This window comes from Salinivibrio sp. ML198 (assembly GCF_001996015.1).
Classification (GTDB): Bacteria; Pseudomonadota; Gammaproteobacteria; order Enterobacterales; family Vibrionaceae; genus Salinivibrio; species Salinivibrio siamensis.
Map to the genome: position 1 here is coordinate 1 of NZ_MUEZ01000019.1, position 16,501 is coordinate 16,501.

A 16,501-nucleotide genomic window follows, 5' to 3' on the forward strand; every position below is an offset into this window, starting at 1 on the left:
GCAGCTAAAAACCGGCTTAGCGCCTGCTCGCGCCCTCGAGTGTGTGGCGGACGTGCGTGTGCTTGGCGCAATTGGCGTGATAGAGCTGACCGATCCGGTAAATCTGGCCGATATCCAGCCCTTAATGACCGCCCAAGGCATTTGGGTTCGCCCGTTCGGCAAACTGGTGTATGTAATGCCACCCTATTGCATCCGCGACGACCAACTCCACCAACTCACTCAAGGCATGATCACCGCAATTAAGCAGTTTTTTGGTGAGTAGAGAGTCGATGACGCACACACCGCCCCGTTGAGTAAGGGGCGGTGTTTTTCTCTTTGGGAAAGCGAGCAGTGCGGCTTTGTGCGTTACTCGTAGAGGTATCTTTCTTCGGTTTTGTCGGATGAGTAAGCGACCAATTCCCACTCAAAGCCGGCTTTATCATAGAAATACATCCGCTTGCGGTGGGTTTCGTGCGCCATTGACCCATTGGGCTGATACCCTTTTTCAAGTAGGCGCTCGCGGATGGTATCGATATCATCAATGATCAGACCAATATGATTCACACCTTGAGATTTATAGGTACTGCGTGGCTGTATGCTGGGCTCTGAACTTGGGTTGGGCTCTTGCAGCGCAAAATAGCAGTGCTCATTGCCCACATGCACCCAACGATATCCTTTTGGCGACTGAGCATCTTGGCGAATTTTAAAATCGGGGACAGCCACCGCCAAAAACGCTAACGCCGCCTCCATGTCCACCACAGTAATATTGACGTGTTCGATTGTTGTCATCATTCATTCCCTTTATCCGTGCTATCGAAAACTGAGCTTGGAAAGCTAAACATCGAGAGCAAGGATAAAACCTCAAGATAACTTGAGGTCAACGAACGAAAACAACATCAGTCGTCTGGGGAACACTTAAATCATGCTGCGGTGTAGGTATAGATCCAGTCGTCGTAAAACACTCCGCCGATAGAGAAGGCATCGGGTTCAATCCGGCTGAGTTGAAACCCTACCTTTTCTAGCACGCGCGCAGAGGAAAGATTACCGGCGGTTACCGTCGCGTTGATGATTCGCGCATCACCATGATGGATGGCAAAATCGGTGACAGCCTGCAAAGACTCTGTCCCATAACCACGCCCGTGATAAGGGGGCAACAGTAAATAGCCGACTTCAGCGACACCCTGTTCAAGTAAAAAACCGGTGACGCCGATTGGCGTTTTCGTCGCCGTCTCTACAATCACCAAACACAACCAGTGCTTAGCGTCAGGAGACCAGGGCGTAAGCCGTTGCTCAAATCGGGTTTCAATCTCATCCAGTGGCATCGGGTCAAAACATTGCGCAATCACGGCATTGTCTGTGTGTAGGCGGTGGAACAGCGGCCAGTCCGCTTTGACCATTGGCCGCATGCTCAGGCGTGGGGTTGTCAGCGGAAACAGGCCCGTTTCCAATGTTGTATTTGTCATGATGCCTCACTCGGGGTACTGGCCACGTTGACTTTCGGTGCCGCAAAACCGCGGAAGATATTGTGCACGGAAAGCAGCGCGCACACACCCACTACCACACCAAGGTGCCATGCTTCGCTAACGCCCAAGCTCAATAGCGCCATACTCATCAACGCAGAAATAATCATCTGTCCACCACCGGAGAGCGCAGCGACGGTGCCGGCTTGGTTAGAGTAAGGTTGCATCACCTGCGATTGGGCGCACGGCAGCGCAATCCCGTTGCCAAACACCATAAAGAACTGCCCAATCATCAGCAGTAACGGGTCCATCGGGGTGAGCCATAACCAAACCGCAGAAATGAGCTGCATCACCGGTGCCATCAACAGCATACGCTTGGTGCCCAAACGCGGACGAATGCGCGAAACTAGCGCACTCCCCAACAATAAGCCACAGGTCGGAATAAGCGCCCACAGCGCATATTGATCCGAGGTCATACCGATGCGCTCTTGCATTAAAAATGGCATCAGCGACACCGTGGTGATCACCAAGGTAAAATTCACCCAGCTAATACTGGCGAAATAGAGAAAGTATGGCGTTTTTAGTAGTGCGCCATAACGGCCGAGGATCACCTTCACATTGGGCAACGGTGAACGAGTATGCATGCTTTCTTTAAACAGGAAAAACAGTACGCACCACACCATGCTGGTGTACACCATCAGTAAAATAAAGATCGCCAGCCAGCCTAGATTGTGGTTAACGAACCCGCCAATAACGGGCGCCACAATCGGGGTCAACGACGCCACCATAATCAAATATGACATGGCTTGCGGTAGTTGATCCCCAGAATACGAGTCACGGGTAAAGGCACGCGAGAGCACGGCACAGCAGCCGGTCCCCATTCCTTGGATGCAGCGGCCAATGACCAGGCCAGTGAAGCTGGCGCTAAAACTCACCATCACGGTTAAGCCAATCAGTGAAAGCAACACACCGGCTAACAACACGCGGCGACGGCCAAGCGCATCTGAGATAGGCCCATAGATAAACTGTGATGGTCCAAAACCAAGTAGATAGGCAGAGATAAGCAGTTGGACATTGTCCATACTGAGGTTGAAATCTCGGGCGATCCAGGGCAAAGACGGAAATACTAAGCCCATGCTGAATTGCCCAATGCTGACGGTCAGGCATGCCAGCAATACGGGCGACCAATTAAATGGGCGACTAGCCGATTGCATCCAGTTTCCTATGCGTTTTATTGATGTGGGGAGGTAGACGTCGCGATCCTAGCACATTGTGGATCACCGATAGATCACTATGGTAACAGTAATAACTGTATGAGTGGTAAACAAATAGTGACGTTTGGCCATCGGCCAGCGTTGCACTGGCCGATTTCACTGGGTGACAATCAATTAAAACGCAGGCTCTATGGTGCCATTAAAGGTATCTTGCAAAAACTGACGTGTTTTGTCGGACTGGAATAACGCGAGTAATCGCTGATACGTCGGGTTATCTTGATCGTCTTTGCGTGCGGCCACCACCATAACGGCGAGAGGCGCATCTTTAGATTCCAAGAAAATGCCCTGCTCGCTTGGATCAAGCCCTGATGACATCACATAATTCATGGTGATCGCCGCGGCATCGACATCTTGCAAACTGCGAGGCAGCTGTGCCGCTTCTACTTCCACAAATTCGAGCTGTTTAGGGTTGGATTGAACATCTTGCAGCGTGGCTTTAAAGCCAACATTGTCAGCCAACGTAATCAATCCTGCGTCTTCCAGCAATAACAGCGCGCGACCCGCATTTGTGGGATCATTGGGGATCGCAATTTGTGCGCCATTCGCTAACGCCTCGACCTTGTCGACTTTGTCAGAATAAATCCCCATCCGCATTAAGATTGAGCGACCAATCGCTACCAACTCGCTATCGTGGTTTTGGTTGAAATTGTCGAGAAACGGCTGATGCTGATAACTGTTTAAATCCAAACTACCATCCGCTAACCCTGCATTAGGCGAGATGTAATCAGAGAACTCTACGACTTCAACATCAATCCCTTCTTCTTTCGCTTGCTCAGCCACCGATTCAACCACTTGCGCGTGGGGACCGACCGTTGCGCCAATTTTAATGGTTTCAGTTTGGTCGGAACACCCTGAGAGGAATACCGCCGCGAGAAGTATCGCGAGACTTGCACTGAGTTGTTTTATCTTCATTCCCTTTACCTTGCTAATTGGACATTTAGACATCTAGAGTGCCATATAGATGATTGATGTCAATACGATTAGCTTGATACAAGGGCCGGCTTGATCGCATCCATTGTCCTACGCGTAATGGAGGGCATGTTAAATCGATAGAAGGAGGCATGAGTATGACTAAGCTGTTTCCTTTGCCCCTGTTTTTGTTACCGGGAGGCAGAGCCAAACTGCGCATTTTTGAACCTCGTTATTTACGCCTCGTCCGTGAGTGCTCAGCGAATCAAGAAGGATTTGTGCTGGCAATGATGCAGGGAAAGCGTCTTTACAAGTACGGCACCTTAGTCGACATCGTCGATTTCGAAACACTGCCCGACGGCTTGCTGGGGATCACGATTGCTGGTCGCCAGCGGGTAGAAATTATGTCGACGGACCAAGAAGCGGACAAACTTTGGGTAGGCGATGTGCGCGCACTCAATGATTGGCCTCATGATGAGCATTTGGGTGAGGCGCAAGCCGACGACAAAGCGCGTATCGCCTCAGGGCTCAAACACGTCTTTGCCGCTCACCCTGAACACGCAGAACAATATGAAGCGCCTCATTTCGAAGATTTAACTTGGAGCTGTCAGCGCTGGCTCGAAATTTTGCCGCTTTCTAATGCGCAAAAACAATGGTTTATTGCTCAAGAGTCAGCAGAAGAAGCGAAACAATTTATCAGTCAGCTGCTCGAAGAGGAAGTCGAGTGATCCAATCACTGCTACCCACGTACTGGTAGCCAAATGGACGGCTACGACAGATAGGACTCAACTATGACTGCGCCACAAACCATGTATACTGAGACCACCATTTCCAGACGGGACACGCGTGCCAACATGACTGACGTGACGAAGGAAGAGTTGTCTGCATTACTATTAAAAGTCTCGGAAGACCGTGACCGTGTTGCTTTCGAGCGCCTGTTCCGGTTTTTTGGCCCTAAGATTCGCTCTTACGGCGCCAAGCATCTCCGTGCTGACGGGCAAGCGATGGAGCTTGTGCAGGAAACCATGTTGGTTGTGTGGCGAAAAGCGCATTTGTACAACGCCGATAAAGGCGCAGCGACGACGTGGGTCTTTACCATCATGCGTAACATTAGCTTTGATATGTTGCGTAAGGTGCAATCGAACCGGGAAGACAACTTCAGTGATGATATTTGGCCCGTGCTCGAATCTGGCCAGCAGGACAATGAGTCGGATGCTGGTGCGCAATATATGATGGATCAAGAGTTGCTGTCGTTCATTGATGAGTTACCCGACGTGCAACAACAAGTGGTGAGAGGCGTGTATCTGAAACAGCTTACCCACCAAGAGTTGTCAGAACAGTTAAACGTGCCGTTGGGCACCGTAAAATCCCGATTGCGTCTAGGTCTGGAAAAGCTCCGCAATCACCTGGAGGTTAAACAATGATTAAATATCACCCATCGACCGACTTACTTGACGCGTTTGCCGCTGGCAAACTGCCCACCTCGATGGCGATTGCGTTGTCAGCACATGTTGAGCTCTGCCAGGAATGCCAGGCATATGTCGCCGCTGCAGAAGCCTCGCTTGCAGATACAGTGTTCGACGAGGAAGAAATAACCGTTGCTGATTGGGATTATGCGGCTGAAGACGAAATGCTTGCTGCCATTTTCGAAGATGCAGCGGCCAATGATGGTGCCGTCGATGCGCAAACACCAGTCCGTGCAACACAAATAAGTGTGAGTAACAAAACCTACACGTTGCCACGCGCGCTACAGCGCTTTAGCGATTCTAACTGGTCATCATTTGGCAAAGTACAGCGCGCCCGGTTGAACCTTGATGAAGGGGCAACACGTGCCAGTTTCCTCCATATTGATGAAGGCGGCTCGGTGCCTGCGCACACGCACAAAGGCTATGAGTTAACCCTTTTGCTTGATGGTACGTTCGAGGATGAAAGTGGCGAATACGTACCGGGTGATTTTATTTTGCTCGATAGTCGCCATCATCATACGCCATTCACCAAACAAGGGTGTTTGTGCTACACGGTGGCCGATGCACCGCTTTATTTCACCAAAGGTGTGAGCAAATTACTCAATACCGTGGGACATGCGATTTACTAAAAAAATTCTGTGTTAGTTGTTATCCTTCTGGCGGCTGCGAAGCCGCCTTTTTTTATGCTGAAGAGGCAACGGAATGCGTGCATTTGCTCGGCGATGCTCTCCATTATCGCCATTAATCTCGTGGCGGTAACAGAATAATTACACCTGGTAAACCTTTACTTAATGACAACTCTCCGGCTCAGTCCTACATAACTAGTGCAAAGTAGTAATTTTCCCTTTACATCGGGTGAATCAAACTGGTTTAATTCGTCACTTCTAACGATTCATTAACAGCCATTGATAATAAACACAGTGAAGTGAGAGTCACATGAGTCAAACACAACTCGCCAGTGTCAGCCGAGGCAACTCGTTGGTACTTCAAATCCTTGTCGGTATTCTTGCCGGTGGTGTCCTTGCATACCTGTCTCCTGAGTGGGCAGCGAATGCAGGACTGTTCGGACAACTCTTTGTCAGCGCGTTGAAAGCCGTTGCCCCCATTTTGGTCTTCGTTTTAGTGGCGGCTTCCATTGCAAACCAAAAACAAGGGCAGCGCGCCAATATGCGCCCTATTATTGGTCTGTACCTTGTCGGTACGCTTGCTGCCTCGCTGACGGCAGTCACCATGAGCTTCTTGTTCCCCACGACCCTGGAATTTGCGACCACAGATGCCAGCATCACACCACCTGAAGGGATTGGCCAGGTATTGAATACGCTGCTTTTCAATATCGTGGATAATCCCGTTAGCGCATTGATGAACGGCAACTATATCGGGATCCTAGCCTGGGCGATTGGTTTAGGGATTGCCCTACACCATGCATCAAACGAAACCAAACGCGTGTTTTCCGACGTGTCAGAAGGCGTGTCGATGATCGTGCGCTTTGTGATCCGTTTTGCACCTTTGGGTATCTTCGGCTTGGTCGCGAGCACACTGGCTAAAAGTGGTTTTGATGCTCTCGCTGGCTATGTTCACCTTCTCGGTGTGCTATTGGGTAGTATGTTCACCATCGCACTCGTGGTTAACCCAGCGATTGTGTACTTCAAAACAGGTCAAAACCCATACCCACTGGTTTTAAAATGCCTACGTGAAAGTGGCATAACCGCCTTCTTTACCCGTAGTTCAGCGGCTAACATCCCGGTGAATATGCAACTGTGCCGCCGTCTTGATTTGGATGAAGACACCTACTCAGTGTCTATTCCACTGGGTGCAACCATCAACATGGGCGGTGCGGCGATCACCATTACGGTATTAACGTTAGCGGCGGTCCATACGCTGGGCATTGAGGTGGACATCGCCACTGCGGTGCTACTAAGTATTGTCGCGGCGGTATCGGCCTGTGGTGCATCCGGTGTGGCCGGCGGCTCACTGCTGCTGATCCCACTGGCCTGTAACTTGTTTGGGATCCCACAAGAGATTGCCATGCAGGTCGTGGGAATTGGCTTTACCATTGGCGTCTTGCAAGATTCCGCAGAAACAGGGCTCAACAGCTCAACGGATGTGGTATTTACCGCGGCAGCTTGCATGGCCGAAGAAAGAAAAAATAGTTAACATGGCTATTTAAAGAAACACTTTCAAAAAAGCAGGTGCACGTCACCTGCTTTTTTATCGCTGGCCTAGGCGCTTAGGCCGTTATTGACTGTCGTCTTTCCAGTGTGCCACACCGCGCGACACTATCCCTCCAGAACCTTCATCAGCAAGTTGCCATCGTACATGGCTTGTTTGACCATCGCGGCGCCCGGCATGGTGGCCTGGGTATAAAAATAGCTTTCTTCCAACACGAGGTGCTTACTGTACAGTGGGATGGTTTGCGTCTTTAAGCACTCCATAATCGCCGGATAAAGCACGCTCTTGGCACGATTAAACTCGCCGCCGAAGAGTATTTTTTCAGGGTTGAATAAATTCACCACAATCGCGATAGCCGTACCCAGATGATGCCCCAACTCCGTGATCACCTGATGCGCGAGTCCATCGCCTGCCACTGCCGCATCACAGATTGCTTCTATGGTTAACGGTTTCCCCTGTAACTGGCTCGCGTGCCCCTCATCGAGCAGCGTCTGTACCTGTTCATACACGGCAGAAAGACTGGCGACCGTTTCCAGGCAACCATAGTTACCGCAAAAACAGCGTTTACCAAAAGGCTTAACCTGAATATGACCAAGCTCGCCCACATTGCCAACACGCCCCTGGAGTACCTTTCCCTCCAGCATGATCCCCGCGCCGACGCCATTGTGAACCGCGACTAGTACCGCGCTATCGGATTCTTTTGCGTTGCCAAATAACTTCTCTGCCAACGCCCACGAGCGTGTATCATTGCCCACAAATACGGGCAGCCCGGTCTCACGATGCAACACGGGCCCCAGCGGCATATGGTCAACCTCAAAATGCGGCATTTGGATCACTGTACCTTGGGCGCTGTTCACCAAGCCCGGGAGCGAGACCGCAATGCTGGTAACACGATCAACCGTTTGTTGGTGGCGTGAGAAAAAGGCTTTTACGTATTCAACCACCGTGGAAAGCAAGGCATCCTGCGCCATGACATCAATTTCATGGCGTTCTTGAATAAGGATTTCACTACTCAGTGAGTGCAATGCCATAGTGAGATAACCACGGCCAAGGCGCATCGATAAGAACTGCCAGCCTTCATTGTCCAGCACCAGACCAACAGCGGGCCGGCCACGCATGCTGGTGCCCTGTATTTGTGTTTCTTTGACCAAGTGCGCATCCATCAACTCTCGGACAATTTTGGTAATACTGGCAGGCGCCAATTGACTGCGCTTCGAAAGCTCAATCCGAGAAATCGGCGCAAAGCGGTCGATCAAATTATAAATCGTGCCCGCATTTTTACGCTTAATGTGGTCGATATGTCCCGGCTGCCCAATAATCATGCCTTGTCCTATAACTGCTTGGCCATGGTGATACCCCTGATATCACCTATCTCCGTGAATTTTTTTACTTCGCGAACTAATTGTGAAGCAGCAAGCTGCTACCCCGTGATGTGGGTCACTTTAGATCGATGAAATCGCGTACAAACTCACAAAACCCGCTTAAACAGTAACGCTGTTCAAAGGCTAATCACGCGTGAAAAAACAAGATCTCAGTCGTATTCATTGGCATAATGTGGCGCTTTATATCTATCGCTATAAACCATCATGTACCGAGTCAACGAAATATTTGAAACCATTCAGGGTGAAGGCACGTTTACAGGGGTTCCCTCTGTCTTTGTTCGCTTACAAGGGTGTCCTGTCGGTTGCGCCTGGTGCGATACCAAGCAAACTTGGGAAACCGATGAGAAAGATCAGAAAGACAAAATTTTTATTATTGATAAATCTGAGGATTCTCCCGCTTGGTGCTGGCTTGATGACAATGCGATTACCGCCGACATTTTAAGCCGCTACCACGCGCGCCATATTGTGATTACCGGTGGCGAACCTTGTCTTTATGACTTAAGGCCGTTAACCCATGCGCTAGAAGCGGCAGGTTGCCAATGCCAAATAGAAACGAGCGGCACCTACCCTATCCACGCATCCGCCAATACGTGGGTCACTGTGTCTCCGAAAATCAATATGCGAGGGAAGTTGCCAGTGCTTAAGGAAGCGATGGCGCGGGCGAATGAGGTAAAGCACCCGGTCGGCACAGAAAAGGACATCGATCAGCTTGATGCGCTACTCGCCACCTGCCCACCGGCTGATACAGCAACGATTGCATTACAGCCCGTGAGCCAAAAAGCGCGCGCGACCCAGCTGTGCATTGATACATGCATTCAGCGAGGCTGGCGTCTATCGATACAGACACATAAGTATCTGGCGATTGCCTGAGCATGGAGAGCAACGGCTTGGGTCGGTCGCCGTTACTCAAAACCGCGTGACTCGCGCAGCGCCACGACACTCAGTCACCGTAATAGGTACAGCCAGCGGTGCAGGTCTCTTTCACCATCACTTTACTGAGTAAGGGTAAATTTGGCTTAACTTGTTGCCAAATCCACTGTGCGAGTACTTCGCTGGTCGGATTCTCTAGCCCTTCAATCTCATTGAGATAATAATGATCAAGGCGGTTATAGATAGGCTTAAACGCCGCTTTGATTTCCGCAAAATCAATTACCCAACCTGTGTGAGGATCCACCTCACCTTCTACGTACAAACGCACGATAAAAGAGTGTCCATGTAAGCGACCACACTTATGTCCCTCAGGGACATTAGGAAGGTGGTGTGCCGCTTCAAAGGTGAACTCTTTAAACAACTCGGTGGTCATTTTATCTCTTCCAACAACAATAAGAGGCCGCATGCTACTCAAATTAGCCGGATGACTCAATCGCATTCCTCACTGGCTAAGCGCACGTAACATTCCAACCTAGCATTCAGCCAACAATGCGGACTCGTGTCTCACTAACGGGACGATTTACGTCGATGAAATCACACATTTTATATGGGGACTCCCTTACTTGCGCACTCTGGGTTTAACATAGTGGCTACAGGCTATAACTGATAACTCTATAACTTAATAACAAATGGTTGACTCATGCGCATGACCCTTGCGAGCAAAATTCTTCTTGCTCTTTTTCTTGTTTTCGCTCTGGTGCTCGTCACGTCCTTGGCCTACCAATCTCATCAGCAAAAGGCACTGATGACATCGATTGTTAGTCAGCAAACGCTCGATAAAGCCTCTAACTACTTTGATAGCCTTAACATGTTGATGTTGACGGGCACCATTAGCCAACGAAATACCTTACGAGAAAAAATGCTTTCTCATGAAGGTATTGAAGAGGCGCGTGTGATCCGCTCCGACGCTATTACTCGCTTTTTTGGCCCCGGTAACCCCGAACAATCGCCGCAAGATGCGATTGATCAGCGTGCCCTAGACGGTGAAACCATCGTTGAAACCGTCGACAGCAATGGCGAAAAAGGACTCGTGGTTGCCCTACCAATGAAAGCAAGCAGCGACTACCGCGGTACTAACTGTCTGCAGTGCCACGTGGCGGAAGAAGGGACGGTGCTGGGGGTGATTCGCCTTGAGTACGATCTCGAGCCGCTTTACGGCACCATAGATAAAGAAATGCTCATTACTGCCGGGATCATGGGAAGCATTGCTGTGATCGGTTTTCTGATCTCATTAACGGTGATCCGTCGGTGGGTAGTGTCTCCGCTCAAGCGGGTCTCTGCGTTCATGAAACGTACCAGCCATGATAAAAATCTGGCCGAGCGTCTCAACGATACCCGAGGCGATGAAATCGGTGAACTATGTGATAGCTGTGACCAGCTACTTGATAACTTCTCTGCCAGCTTGCAACAAGTTCAGCGTACCTCTGAGACGCTTTCAGCCGAGGCGATGAACTTGATTCGCGTCTCTAGCCATACCGACCAATTAGCGGATAGCCAGCGTCACGAAACCAATGATATGTCATCAGCGATCGATAATGTTCAACAACACCAACATGATATCCAAAACCGCACCCAAGAGGCCGCGCAGCTGAGTGAATCAGCGGCCACCAGCGCCAACCAAGGCAGTGATCTCGCTAACGTTGCCGCCAATGATATTCGCAAGTTAGTCGAAGATATAAGCCAGGTGCGCAGCCAAATTTTGGATGTGAATCAACAAAGCCAGCAAGTGACCACTATTCTGGGGGTGATTCGTGAAATTGCCGAACAAACCAACTTGCTCGCGTTAAATGCCGCTATCGAAGCCGCGCGTGCTGGCGAACAAGGCCGTGGTTTTGCGGTGGTTGCTGAAGAAGTGCGTAACCTTGCCAGCCGCAGCCACGACGCAACCGGAGAAATCCAGACCATTATCGAAAACCTGTGTGCAGGTAGCGAAGCCTCAGCACAAGCGGTGGAAGCAACCAGTGACAGTGCTAATCAGCGCGGCGAAACCGTTATGGCTCTCTCTGAGGCGCTGGGCAATATCGCCGAGCAAGTCACCACGGTGAATAACAACGCGGACGATATTAGCCAACAAAGCGAACACCAAGCACAAATGACCGATGCCCTACTCTCTCAAGTTGGCAGAATCCAGAGCCATGCTAACGATACCGCCAGCAATGCCAATGAGGTCAAAGCCATCAGCGCGAATCTTGAGCAACTGGTTGAGCAGTTAGAGGGATTAATTGGCCAATTTAAGCTCTCAGACTCGCTCAAGTCTTGAAGCTATACAGGATACAGGTAAACTTGCTAGCCTAACTTGCAAAATGACTGATGCGGTTGTCACTGAATAACCGCGTTACCCTAAACGGAGATAGAAGCGAATTATGACATACGCGCCTGTAGTAGACGTCCTGCGCGGCAAGGCGGCAGTCGACACTGAAGTGACTGTGCGTGGATGGGTCCGGTCACGCCGAGATTCCAAAGCCGGTATTTCTTTTCTTGCCATTTACGATGGCTCTTGTTTTGACCCTATTCAGGCCGTGGTCCCTAATGAGCTGGATAATTATCAGCAAGACGTTCTTCGCTTGACCGCTGGCTGCTCAGTTGAAGTCACGGGTAACGTGGTAGAGTCGCCAGGAAAAGGCCAAGCCTATGAGCTGCAAGCCACAGCCGTAAAAGTCGTCGGTTGGGTAGATGACCCTGATACCTATCCAATGGCGAAAACACGTCATTCTATCGAATACTTGCGTGAAGTGGCTCATTTGCGCCCACGCTCAAACGTGATTGGTGCGGTGGCGCGGGTTCGCCACACCTTGTCACAAGCGATCCACCGCTTTTTCCATGAGCAAGGCTATTACTGGATGTCTGCGCCATTGATCACCGCCTCAGACTGTGAAGGTGCTGGCGAGATGTTCCGCGTCTCTACCTTAGACTTGGCCAATGTGCCCAAAACCGAGCAAGGCGACGTCGACTTTGACCAAGACTTTTTTGGCAAAGAAGCCTTCTTGACCGTATCGGGTCAGTTAAACGCTGAAACCTATGCCTGTGCGTTGAGCAAAGTCTACACCTTCGGTCCAACCTTCCGCGCGGAGAATTCAAACACCAGCCGTCACTTGGCGGAGTTTTGGATGGTTGAGCCAGAAGTAGCCTTTGCCGACCTGGATGATTCGGCGGCCTTGGCAGAAGCCATGCTTAAGTACGTGTTCAAAGCCGTGCTTGAAGAGCGCCAAGACGACATGAAATTCTTTGAGCAACGCATTAACAAAGACGTGCTCACGCGTCTGGAAAAATTTGTTAATGCAGATTTTGCCCAAGTGGATTACACCGATGCAGTCACCATCTTGCAAAACAGCGGCCAAACATTCGAATTCCCAGTTGAATGGGGAATCGATTTAGCGTCTGAACACGAGCGCTATCTTGCAGAAGAGCACTTTAATGCGCCAGTGGTCGTTAAAAACTACCCGAAAGACATTAAAGCCTTCTACATGCGCATGAACGATGACGGCAAAACCGTTGCCGCGATGGACGTGTTAGCACCGGGTATTGGCGAAATTATCGGTGGCTCTCAACGTGAAGAGCGTCTTGATGTACTTGACCAACGCTTAGAAGAAATGGGCCTTGAGAAAGAAGATTTCTGGTGGTACCGCGATCTGCGCCGCTATGGCACAGTCCCTCATTCAGGCTTTGGGTTGGGCTTTGAGCGCCTCGTTTCCTACGTAACCGGAATGAGCAACATTCGCGATGTGATCCCTTTCCCTCGCTCACCACGCAATGCCAACTTCTAAATCGGTTTGCTATTCAAAAGGCTGCATATTGCAGCCTTTTTCTTGTGTTTTTTCCGCGTAAAAACTGCTTTTACAGCATAAACCAATACAAAACACATGACTGGTCCGCTTGTCCTTCGGTTTCTATTCTTCTCGACAAGTGTTATAAAAAAGCCAGTTTGACTTTCATTCATCATAACCATGGACGACACCAATGTTTGAGAAAATCTCTGCCGCTCCCGCTGATCCTATTCTAGGACTGACTGAAGAATATAAAGCTGACCCCCGTGAAGACAAAATCAATCTCGGGGTAGGCGTCTACAAAAACGAGCATGGCGAAACGCCGGTACTCCCTTCTGTCAAAAAAGCCGAAGCGTTACTTCTCGACAGAGAAAGCACCAAGTCTTACTTAAGCATTCCTGGCACGGCCGAATATGGCCTCGCGGTGCAACAACTGCTGTTCGGTGAGCAAGCTGACGTTATCAACGACAAACGCGCGCAAACCGCACACTCACCAGGTGGAACCGGTGCGCTTCGCTTGGCTGGCGAGTTTATTAAACGTCATCTTGGCGATGTCACGGTTTGGATCAGCAATCCAACTTGGGCAAATCATAAGGGCGTATTTACTGCCGCTGGCCTCCCCTTAGCTGAATACAGCTATTACGATGCGGCGAAAAACGATAAAGACTTTGCAGCAATGGTCGCTGACCTTGAGAAAGCAAGCTCAGGTGATGTTGTTCTCCTTCATGGCTGCTGCCATAACCCGACTGGCATCGACCCTACCGAGCAAGAGTGGCAAACCCTCGCGGAACTCTGTCAGCGTAAAGGCCTGCTGCCGATGTTCGACTTTGCTTATCAAGGCTTTGCCACTGGTGTCGAAGAGGATGCTGCCGGCTTACGTATTTTTACTCAGGTATGTCCTGAGCTGCTTATCGCGAGCTCATTTTCGAAAAACTTTGGTTTGTATAATGAGCGAGTGGGTGCCTTTACGCTCGTTGGCCGTAATCAAGAAGAAGCCACCAAAGCGTTTAGTCAGGTGAAAACCATTGCCCGCGTTATTTACTCTAACCCACCCGCTCACGGCGCCGCCGTAGTGACCACCATCTTGAACGACGCGACGCTCAAGGCGCAGTGGTTGCAAGAGCTAGCAGACATGCGCGATCGCATCAAAACCATGCGTACCGAATTTGTCAAAACATTGAAAGCGCAAGGTGTGTCGCGTGACTTTAGCTTTATCGAGCAGCAAAACGGCATGTTCTCGTTCTCTGGGCTCAATAAAGACCAAGTCAATGCACTAAAAGCCGATCATGGCGTGTATATCGTCGGCTCAGGCCGTTTAAATGTGGCAGGCATGACGCACACCAACATGGTGCCACTTTGCACTGCCATCGCAAAGGTTTTAGACTAAGCACCGCTGTCTTAAAACTGAAACAAAAGGGCCGCAAGGCCCTTTTTTTATGGGCTCCGTCCAGAAAGAAACAATTTAGTAACATAATTATTAATAGAAAGCCTGAAACCACTACACTAAAACCAACAAGGCTTTTATCAACTGTGACCAAAAAAGATAAAGACTATGAGCAATAATGAAGTTGTATTTGGTGACGATGAGCGCCTCGTCTCGACCACTGATAAACGCGGGGTGATTACCTACTGTAACCCGGAGTTTATTCGGATCGCTGGCTACGATGAAGAGGAACTGACGGGCGCGCCTCACAATATTATTCGTCACGCCGATATGCCCAAAGCGGCATTTGCGGATATGTGGCGAGCTTTAAAAGCTAACCAACCTTGGCGAGGTATCGTCAAAAACCGCTGTAAAAACGGCGATTATTATTGGGTAGACGCGTATGTCACCCCCATTTACGACCGAGGCCAAGTCACCGGCTATCAGTCCGTCAGGGTGAAGCCTGACCCTGCCGTCAAACATCGCGCCGCGCAAATCTACCAAACCCTGTGTCGGGCAGAGAAAAACGGCAAGTCGATGAAGCAGTTGTCGGTTGCCGATATTCCTGCGGCATTGAAGTACACATTAATGGGGTTGGGATTGGTCGCCGCACCTGTGTCGCTTATTTTCGATAGCGCCATATCGGGCTGGGATGTGGCGGGCGCCATTGCGATGCCTTTGGTGCTTGGTACCCTCTTCCGTGACGAGCTCTTTACCTTGCCAACCCTCGCGCGCGGCGTGCAAGCCAATTACGACAGTATCAGCCGCTATATTTACTCGGGGACTGGGCTCAGTTCGGTGGTTGACTACAAGGTGAAAATGCTCAATGCCCGCATACGCACTATTCTTGGACGTATGCTCGATGCTTCACTGTCACTGAATCAATTTTCGGATGAGTTGAGTGCATTATCAACACGCGTGTCTAATGCTATCAATAAGCAAAGCCACCAGATTTCCTCGATTGCCAGTAACATTGATCATGCCTCTGAATCGGCAAACAGGGTATCTGATAACGCCCAGCAAAGTGTTGAACTATTGCACTCGGTCCAGCAGCAAAGCAAAGAAACCGAATCCTTGTTACAGCAGACAGGCGAGCAATTAAAAAGCCTCTCTCAACAATCTGAAAACTCCCTCACCGCGACGCAACAGCTGTCTGCCACCGCAGATCGAGTGACCGAGTCAATGAGTGAGATCAGTGGGATTGCCGAGCAGACTAACTTGCTAGCGCTGAATGCGGCAATTGAAGCGGCACGCGCTGGAGAGCAAGGCCGAGGCTTCGCCGTTGTTGCCGATGAAGTGCGGGCGCTTTCCAGTCGGACGCAAACAGCCACGGAGCAAATCCAGTCTTCAATCCAAGACATGCACAACACTATTTCGCATTGGCAAAACCAGATTCACGAAAGCCACGAACAAACACAAGCGTGTGTTGATACCACGGACCACAGTATTACGAGCCTGCACTCGGTCAGAAATGCGATAGAGGATGTGGTCGGCCGCACGAATGAAACACACCACTCTGCCCAAGCGCAATTAGAGAGTTTCACAGCCGTTAGCAAAGAGATCCATGATATCGAATCGGTTTCTCAGCAAAACCTCAACGAGGTCAATGATGTTTCCGAGGCAAGCCGTCAGCTGCGAGATAAAGTGCGTCAGTTCCACGATATTGCGAGGCAGTTTGAGTAAACCAAACCGCTAACGCCTCCACGCTAACCGCCCTAAAAAAGCCCCAGTCTGTTACCAGAGTG

Annotated in this window: 16 protein-coding genes; 10 read left to right on the plus strand and 6 right to left on the minus strand. The window is 50.2% G+C overall.

The window, feature by feature from the left end; genetic code table 11:
- Positions 1-262: aminotransferase class III-fold pyridoxal phosphate-dependent enzyme (locus tag BZG25_RS12915; protein WP_131826117.1), on the plus strand; the 262-nt coding region annotated here is incomplete at its 5' end.
- An 83-nt stretch (positions 263-345) separates the two neighbouring features.
- Here the strand turns inward: BZG25_RS12915 and BZG25_RS12920 are convergent.
- The 4 genes from BZG25_RS12920 to BZG25_RS12935 all read right to left on the minus strand — a co-directional run bounded on the left by BZG25_RS12920 (position 346) and on the right by BZG25_RS12935 (position 3,625).
- Positions 346-771, minus strand: coding sequence for a VOC family protein (locus BZG25_RS12920; RefSeq protein ID WP_241828719.1), 426 nt, complete (start codon positions 769-771; stop codon positions 346-348).
- Between the two features lie 128 nt (positions 772-899).
- Positions 900-1,442, minus strand: coding sequence for a GNAT family N-acetyltransferase (locus tag BZG25_RS12925; protein WP_077639213.1), 543 nt, complete (start codon positions 1,440-1,442; stop codon positions 900-902).
- Positions 1,439-2,653, minus strand: a complete 1,215-nt coding sequence (locus tag BZG25_RS12930) for a multidrug effflux MFS transporter (RefSeq protein ID WP_077579058.1) — start codon at positions 2,651-2,653, stop codon at positions 1,439-1,441. Before BZG25_RS12930 ends, BZG25_RS12925 begins: the two co-directional genes overlap by 4 nt.
- 174 nt (positions 2,654-2,827) lie before the next feature.
- The gene (locus tag BZG25_RS12935) at positions 2,828-3,625 is read right to left on the minus strand and encodes a MetQ/NlpA family ABC transporter substrate-binding protein (protein ID WP_077579057.1); all 798 of its coding nucleotides are present in this window, start codon (positions 3,623-3,625) and stop codon (positions 2,828-2,830) included.
- A 155-nt stretch (positions 3,626-3,780) separates the two neighbouring features.
- Here BZG25_RS12935 and BZG25_RS12940 point away from each other — a divergent pair, with 155 nt between their 5' ends.
- The 4 genes from BZG25_RS12940 to sstT all read left to right on the plus strand — a co-directional run bounded on the left by BZG25_RS12940 (position 3,781) and on the right by sstT (position 7,242).
- On the plus strand, positions 3,781-4,350 hold the full coding sequence (locus BZG25_RS12940; protein WP_046073085.1) for an LON peptidase substrate-binding domain-containing protein: 570 nt from the start codon (positions 3,781-3,783) through the stop codon (positions 4,348-4,350).
- A gap of 126 nt (positions 4,351-4,476) precedes the next feature.
- A complete protein-coding gene (locus tag BZG25_RS12945) occupies positions 4,477-5,046 on the plus strand; it encodes a sigma-70 family RNA polymerase sigma factor (protein ID WP_101494496.1) in 570 nt (189 codons plus the stop codon).
- A complete protein-coding gene (locus BZG25_RS12950; RefSeq protein WP_077639214.1) occupies positions 5,043-5,717 on the plus strand; it encodes a ChrR family anti-sigma-E factor in 675 nt (224 codons plus the stop codon). The genes BZG25_RS12945 and BZG25_RS12950 overlap by 4 nt, the downstream gene beginning before the upstream one ends.
- Positions 5,718-6,024: 307 nt before the next feature.
- Positions 6,025-7,242, plus strand: a complete 1,218-nt coding sequence (gene sstT, locus BZG25_RS12955; RefSeq protein WP_046073082.1) for a serine/threonine transporter SstT — start codon at positions 6,025-6,027, stop codon at positions 7,240-7,242.
- Between the two features lie 122 nt (positions 7,243-7,364).
- Here the strand turns inward: sstT and BZG25_RS12960 are convergent, their stop codons facing one another.
- Positions 7,365-8,579, minus strand: coding sequence for an ROK family transcriptional regulator (locus tag BZG25_RS12960; RefSeq protein WP_077579053.1), 1,215 nt, complete (start codon positions 8,577-8,579; stop codon positions 7,365-7,367).
- A 264-nt stretch (positions 8,580-8,843) separates the two neighbouring features.
- On the opposite strand from BZG25_RS12960, the gene queE reads away from it, so the two are divergent.
- Complete coding sequence (queE, locus tag BZG25_RS12965; protein ID WP_077639215.1) at positions 8,844-9,509, plus strand: 7-carboxy-7-deazaguanine synthase QueE; 666 nt, start codon at positions 8,844-8,846, stop codon at positions 9,507-9,509.
- Between the two features lie 70 nt (positions 9,510-9,579).
- Here queE and queD read toward each other — a convergent pair whose 3' ends face one another.
- Positions 9,580-9,942 (minus strand): 6-carboxytetrahydropterin synthase QueD, encoded by a 363-nt coding sequence (gene queD, locus BZG25_RS12970; protein WP_046073079.1) that lies wholly within the window; start codon positions 9,940-9,942, stop codon positions 9,580-9,582.
- A gap of 267 nt (positions 9,943-10,209) precedes the next feature.
- Here queD and BZG25_RS12975 point away from each other — a divergent pair, with 267 nt between their 5' ends.
- The 4 genes from BZG25_RS12975 (at position 10,210) to BZG25_RS12995 (ending at position 16,439) form a co-directional block, all read left to right on the plus strand.
- The gene (locus BZG25_RS12975; RefSeq protein ID WP_046073078.1) at positions 10,210-11,829 is read left to right on the plus strand and encodes a methyl-accepting chemotaxis protein; all 1,620 of its coding nucleotides are present in this window, start codon (positions 10,210-10,212) and stop codon (positions 11,827-11,829) included.
- Positions 11,830-11,932: 103 nt separating this feature from the next.
- Positions 11,933-13,333: an asparagine--tRNA ligase gene (gene asnS, locus BZG25_RS12980; protein WP_046073077.1), complete on the plus strand. Its 1,401-nt coding sequence runs from the start codon at positions 11,933-11,935 to the stop codon at positions 13,331-13,333.
- Positions 13,334-13,526: 193 nt separating this feature from the next.
- The gene (locus tag BZG25_RS12990; protein WP_077579051.1) at positions 13,527-14,720 is read left to right on the plus strand and encodes an amino acid aminotransferase; all 1,194 of its coding nucleotides are present in this window, start codon (positions 13,527-13,529) and stop codon (positions 14,718-14,720) included.
- A gap of 165 nt (positions 14,721-14,885) precedes the next feature.
- Positions 14,886-16,439: a PAS domain-containing methyl-accepting chemotaxis protein gene (locus BZG25_RS12995; protein ID WP_077579050.1), complete on the plus strand. Its 1,554-nt coding sequence runs from the start codon at positions 14,886-14,888 to the stop codon at positions 16,437-16,439.
- Positions 16,440-16,501: the final 62 nt, after the last annotated feature.

Coding starts and splice junctions, on each gene's coding strand:
- BZG25_RS12975 (WP_046073078.1), top strand. CDS start 10,210: ATGCGCATGACCCTTGCGAGCAAAATTCTTCTTGCTCTTTTTCTTGTT.
- BZG25_RS12945 (WP_101494496.1), top strand. CDS start 4,477: ATGACTGACGTGACGAAGGAAGAGTTGTCTGCATTACTATTAAAAGTC.
- sstT (WP_046073082.1), top strand. CDS start 6,025: ATGAGTCAAACACAACTCGCCAGTGTCAGCCGAGGCAACTCGTTGGTA.
- BZG25_RS12960 (WP_077579053.1), bottom strand. CDS start 8,579: ATGATTATTGGGCAGCCGGGACATATCGACCACATTAAGCGTAAAAAT.
- BZG25_RS12930 (WP_077579058.1), bottom strand. CDS start 2,653: ATGCAATCGGCTAGTCGCCCATTTAATTGGTCGCCCGTATTGCTGGCA.
- BZG25_RS12925 (WP_077639213.1), bottom strand. CDS start 1,442: ATGACAAATACAACATTGGAAACGGGCCTGTTTCCGCTGACAACCCCA.
- queD (WP_046073079.1), bottom strand. CDS start 9,942: ATGACCACCGAGTTGTTTAAAGAGTTCACCTTTGAAGCGGCACACCAC.
- BZG25_RS12995 (WP_077579050.1), top strand. CDS start 14,886: ATGAGCAATAATGAAGTTGTATTTGGTGACGATGAGCGCCTCGTCTCG.
- BZG25_RS12920 (WP_241828719.1), bottom strand. CDS start 771: ATGATGACAACAATCGAACACGTCAATATTACTGTGGTGGACATGGAG.
- queE (WP_077639215.1), top strand. CDS start 8,844: ATGTACCGAGTCAACGAAATATTTGAAACCATTCAGGGTGAAGGCACG.
- asnS (WP_046073077.1), top strand. CDS start 11,933: ATGACATACGCGCCTGTAGTAGACGTCCTGCGCGGCAAGGCGGCAGTC.
- BZG25_RS12990 (WP_077579051.1), top strand. CDS start 13,527: ATGTTTGAGAAAATCTCTGCCGCTCCCGCTGATCCTATTCTAGGACTG.
- BZG25_RS12935 (WP_077579057.1), bottom strand. CDS start 3,625: ATGAAGATAAAACAACTCAGTGCAAGTCTCGCGATACTTCTCGCGGCG.
- BZG25_RS12950 (WP_077639214.1), top strand. CDS start 5,043: ATGATTAAATATCACCCATCGACCGACTTACTTGACGCGTTTGCCGCT.
- BZG25_RS12940 (WP_046073085.1), top strand. CDS start 3,781: ATGACTAAGCTGTTTCCTTTGCCCCTGTTTTTGTTACCGGGAGGCAGA.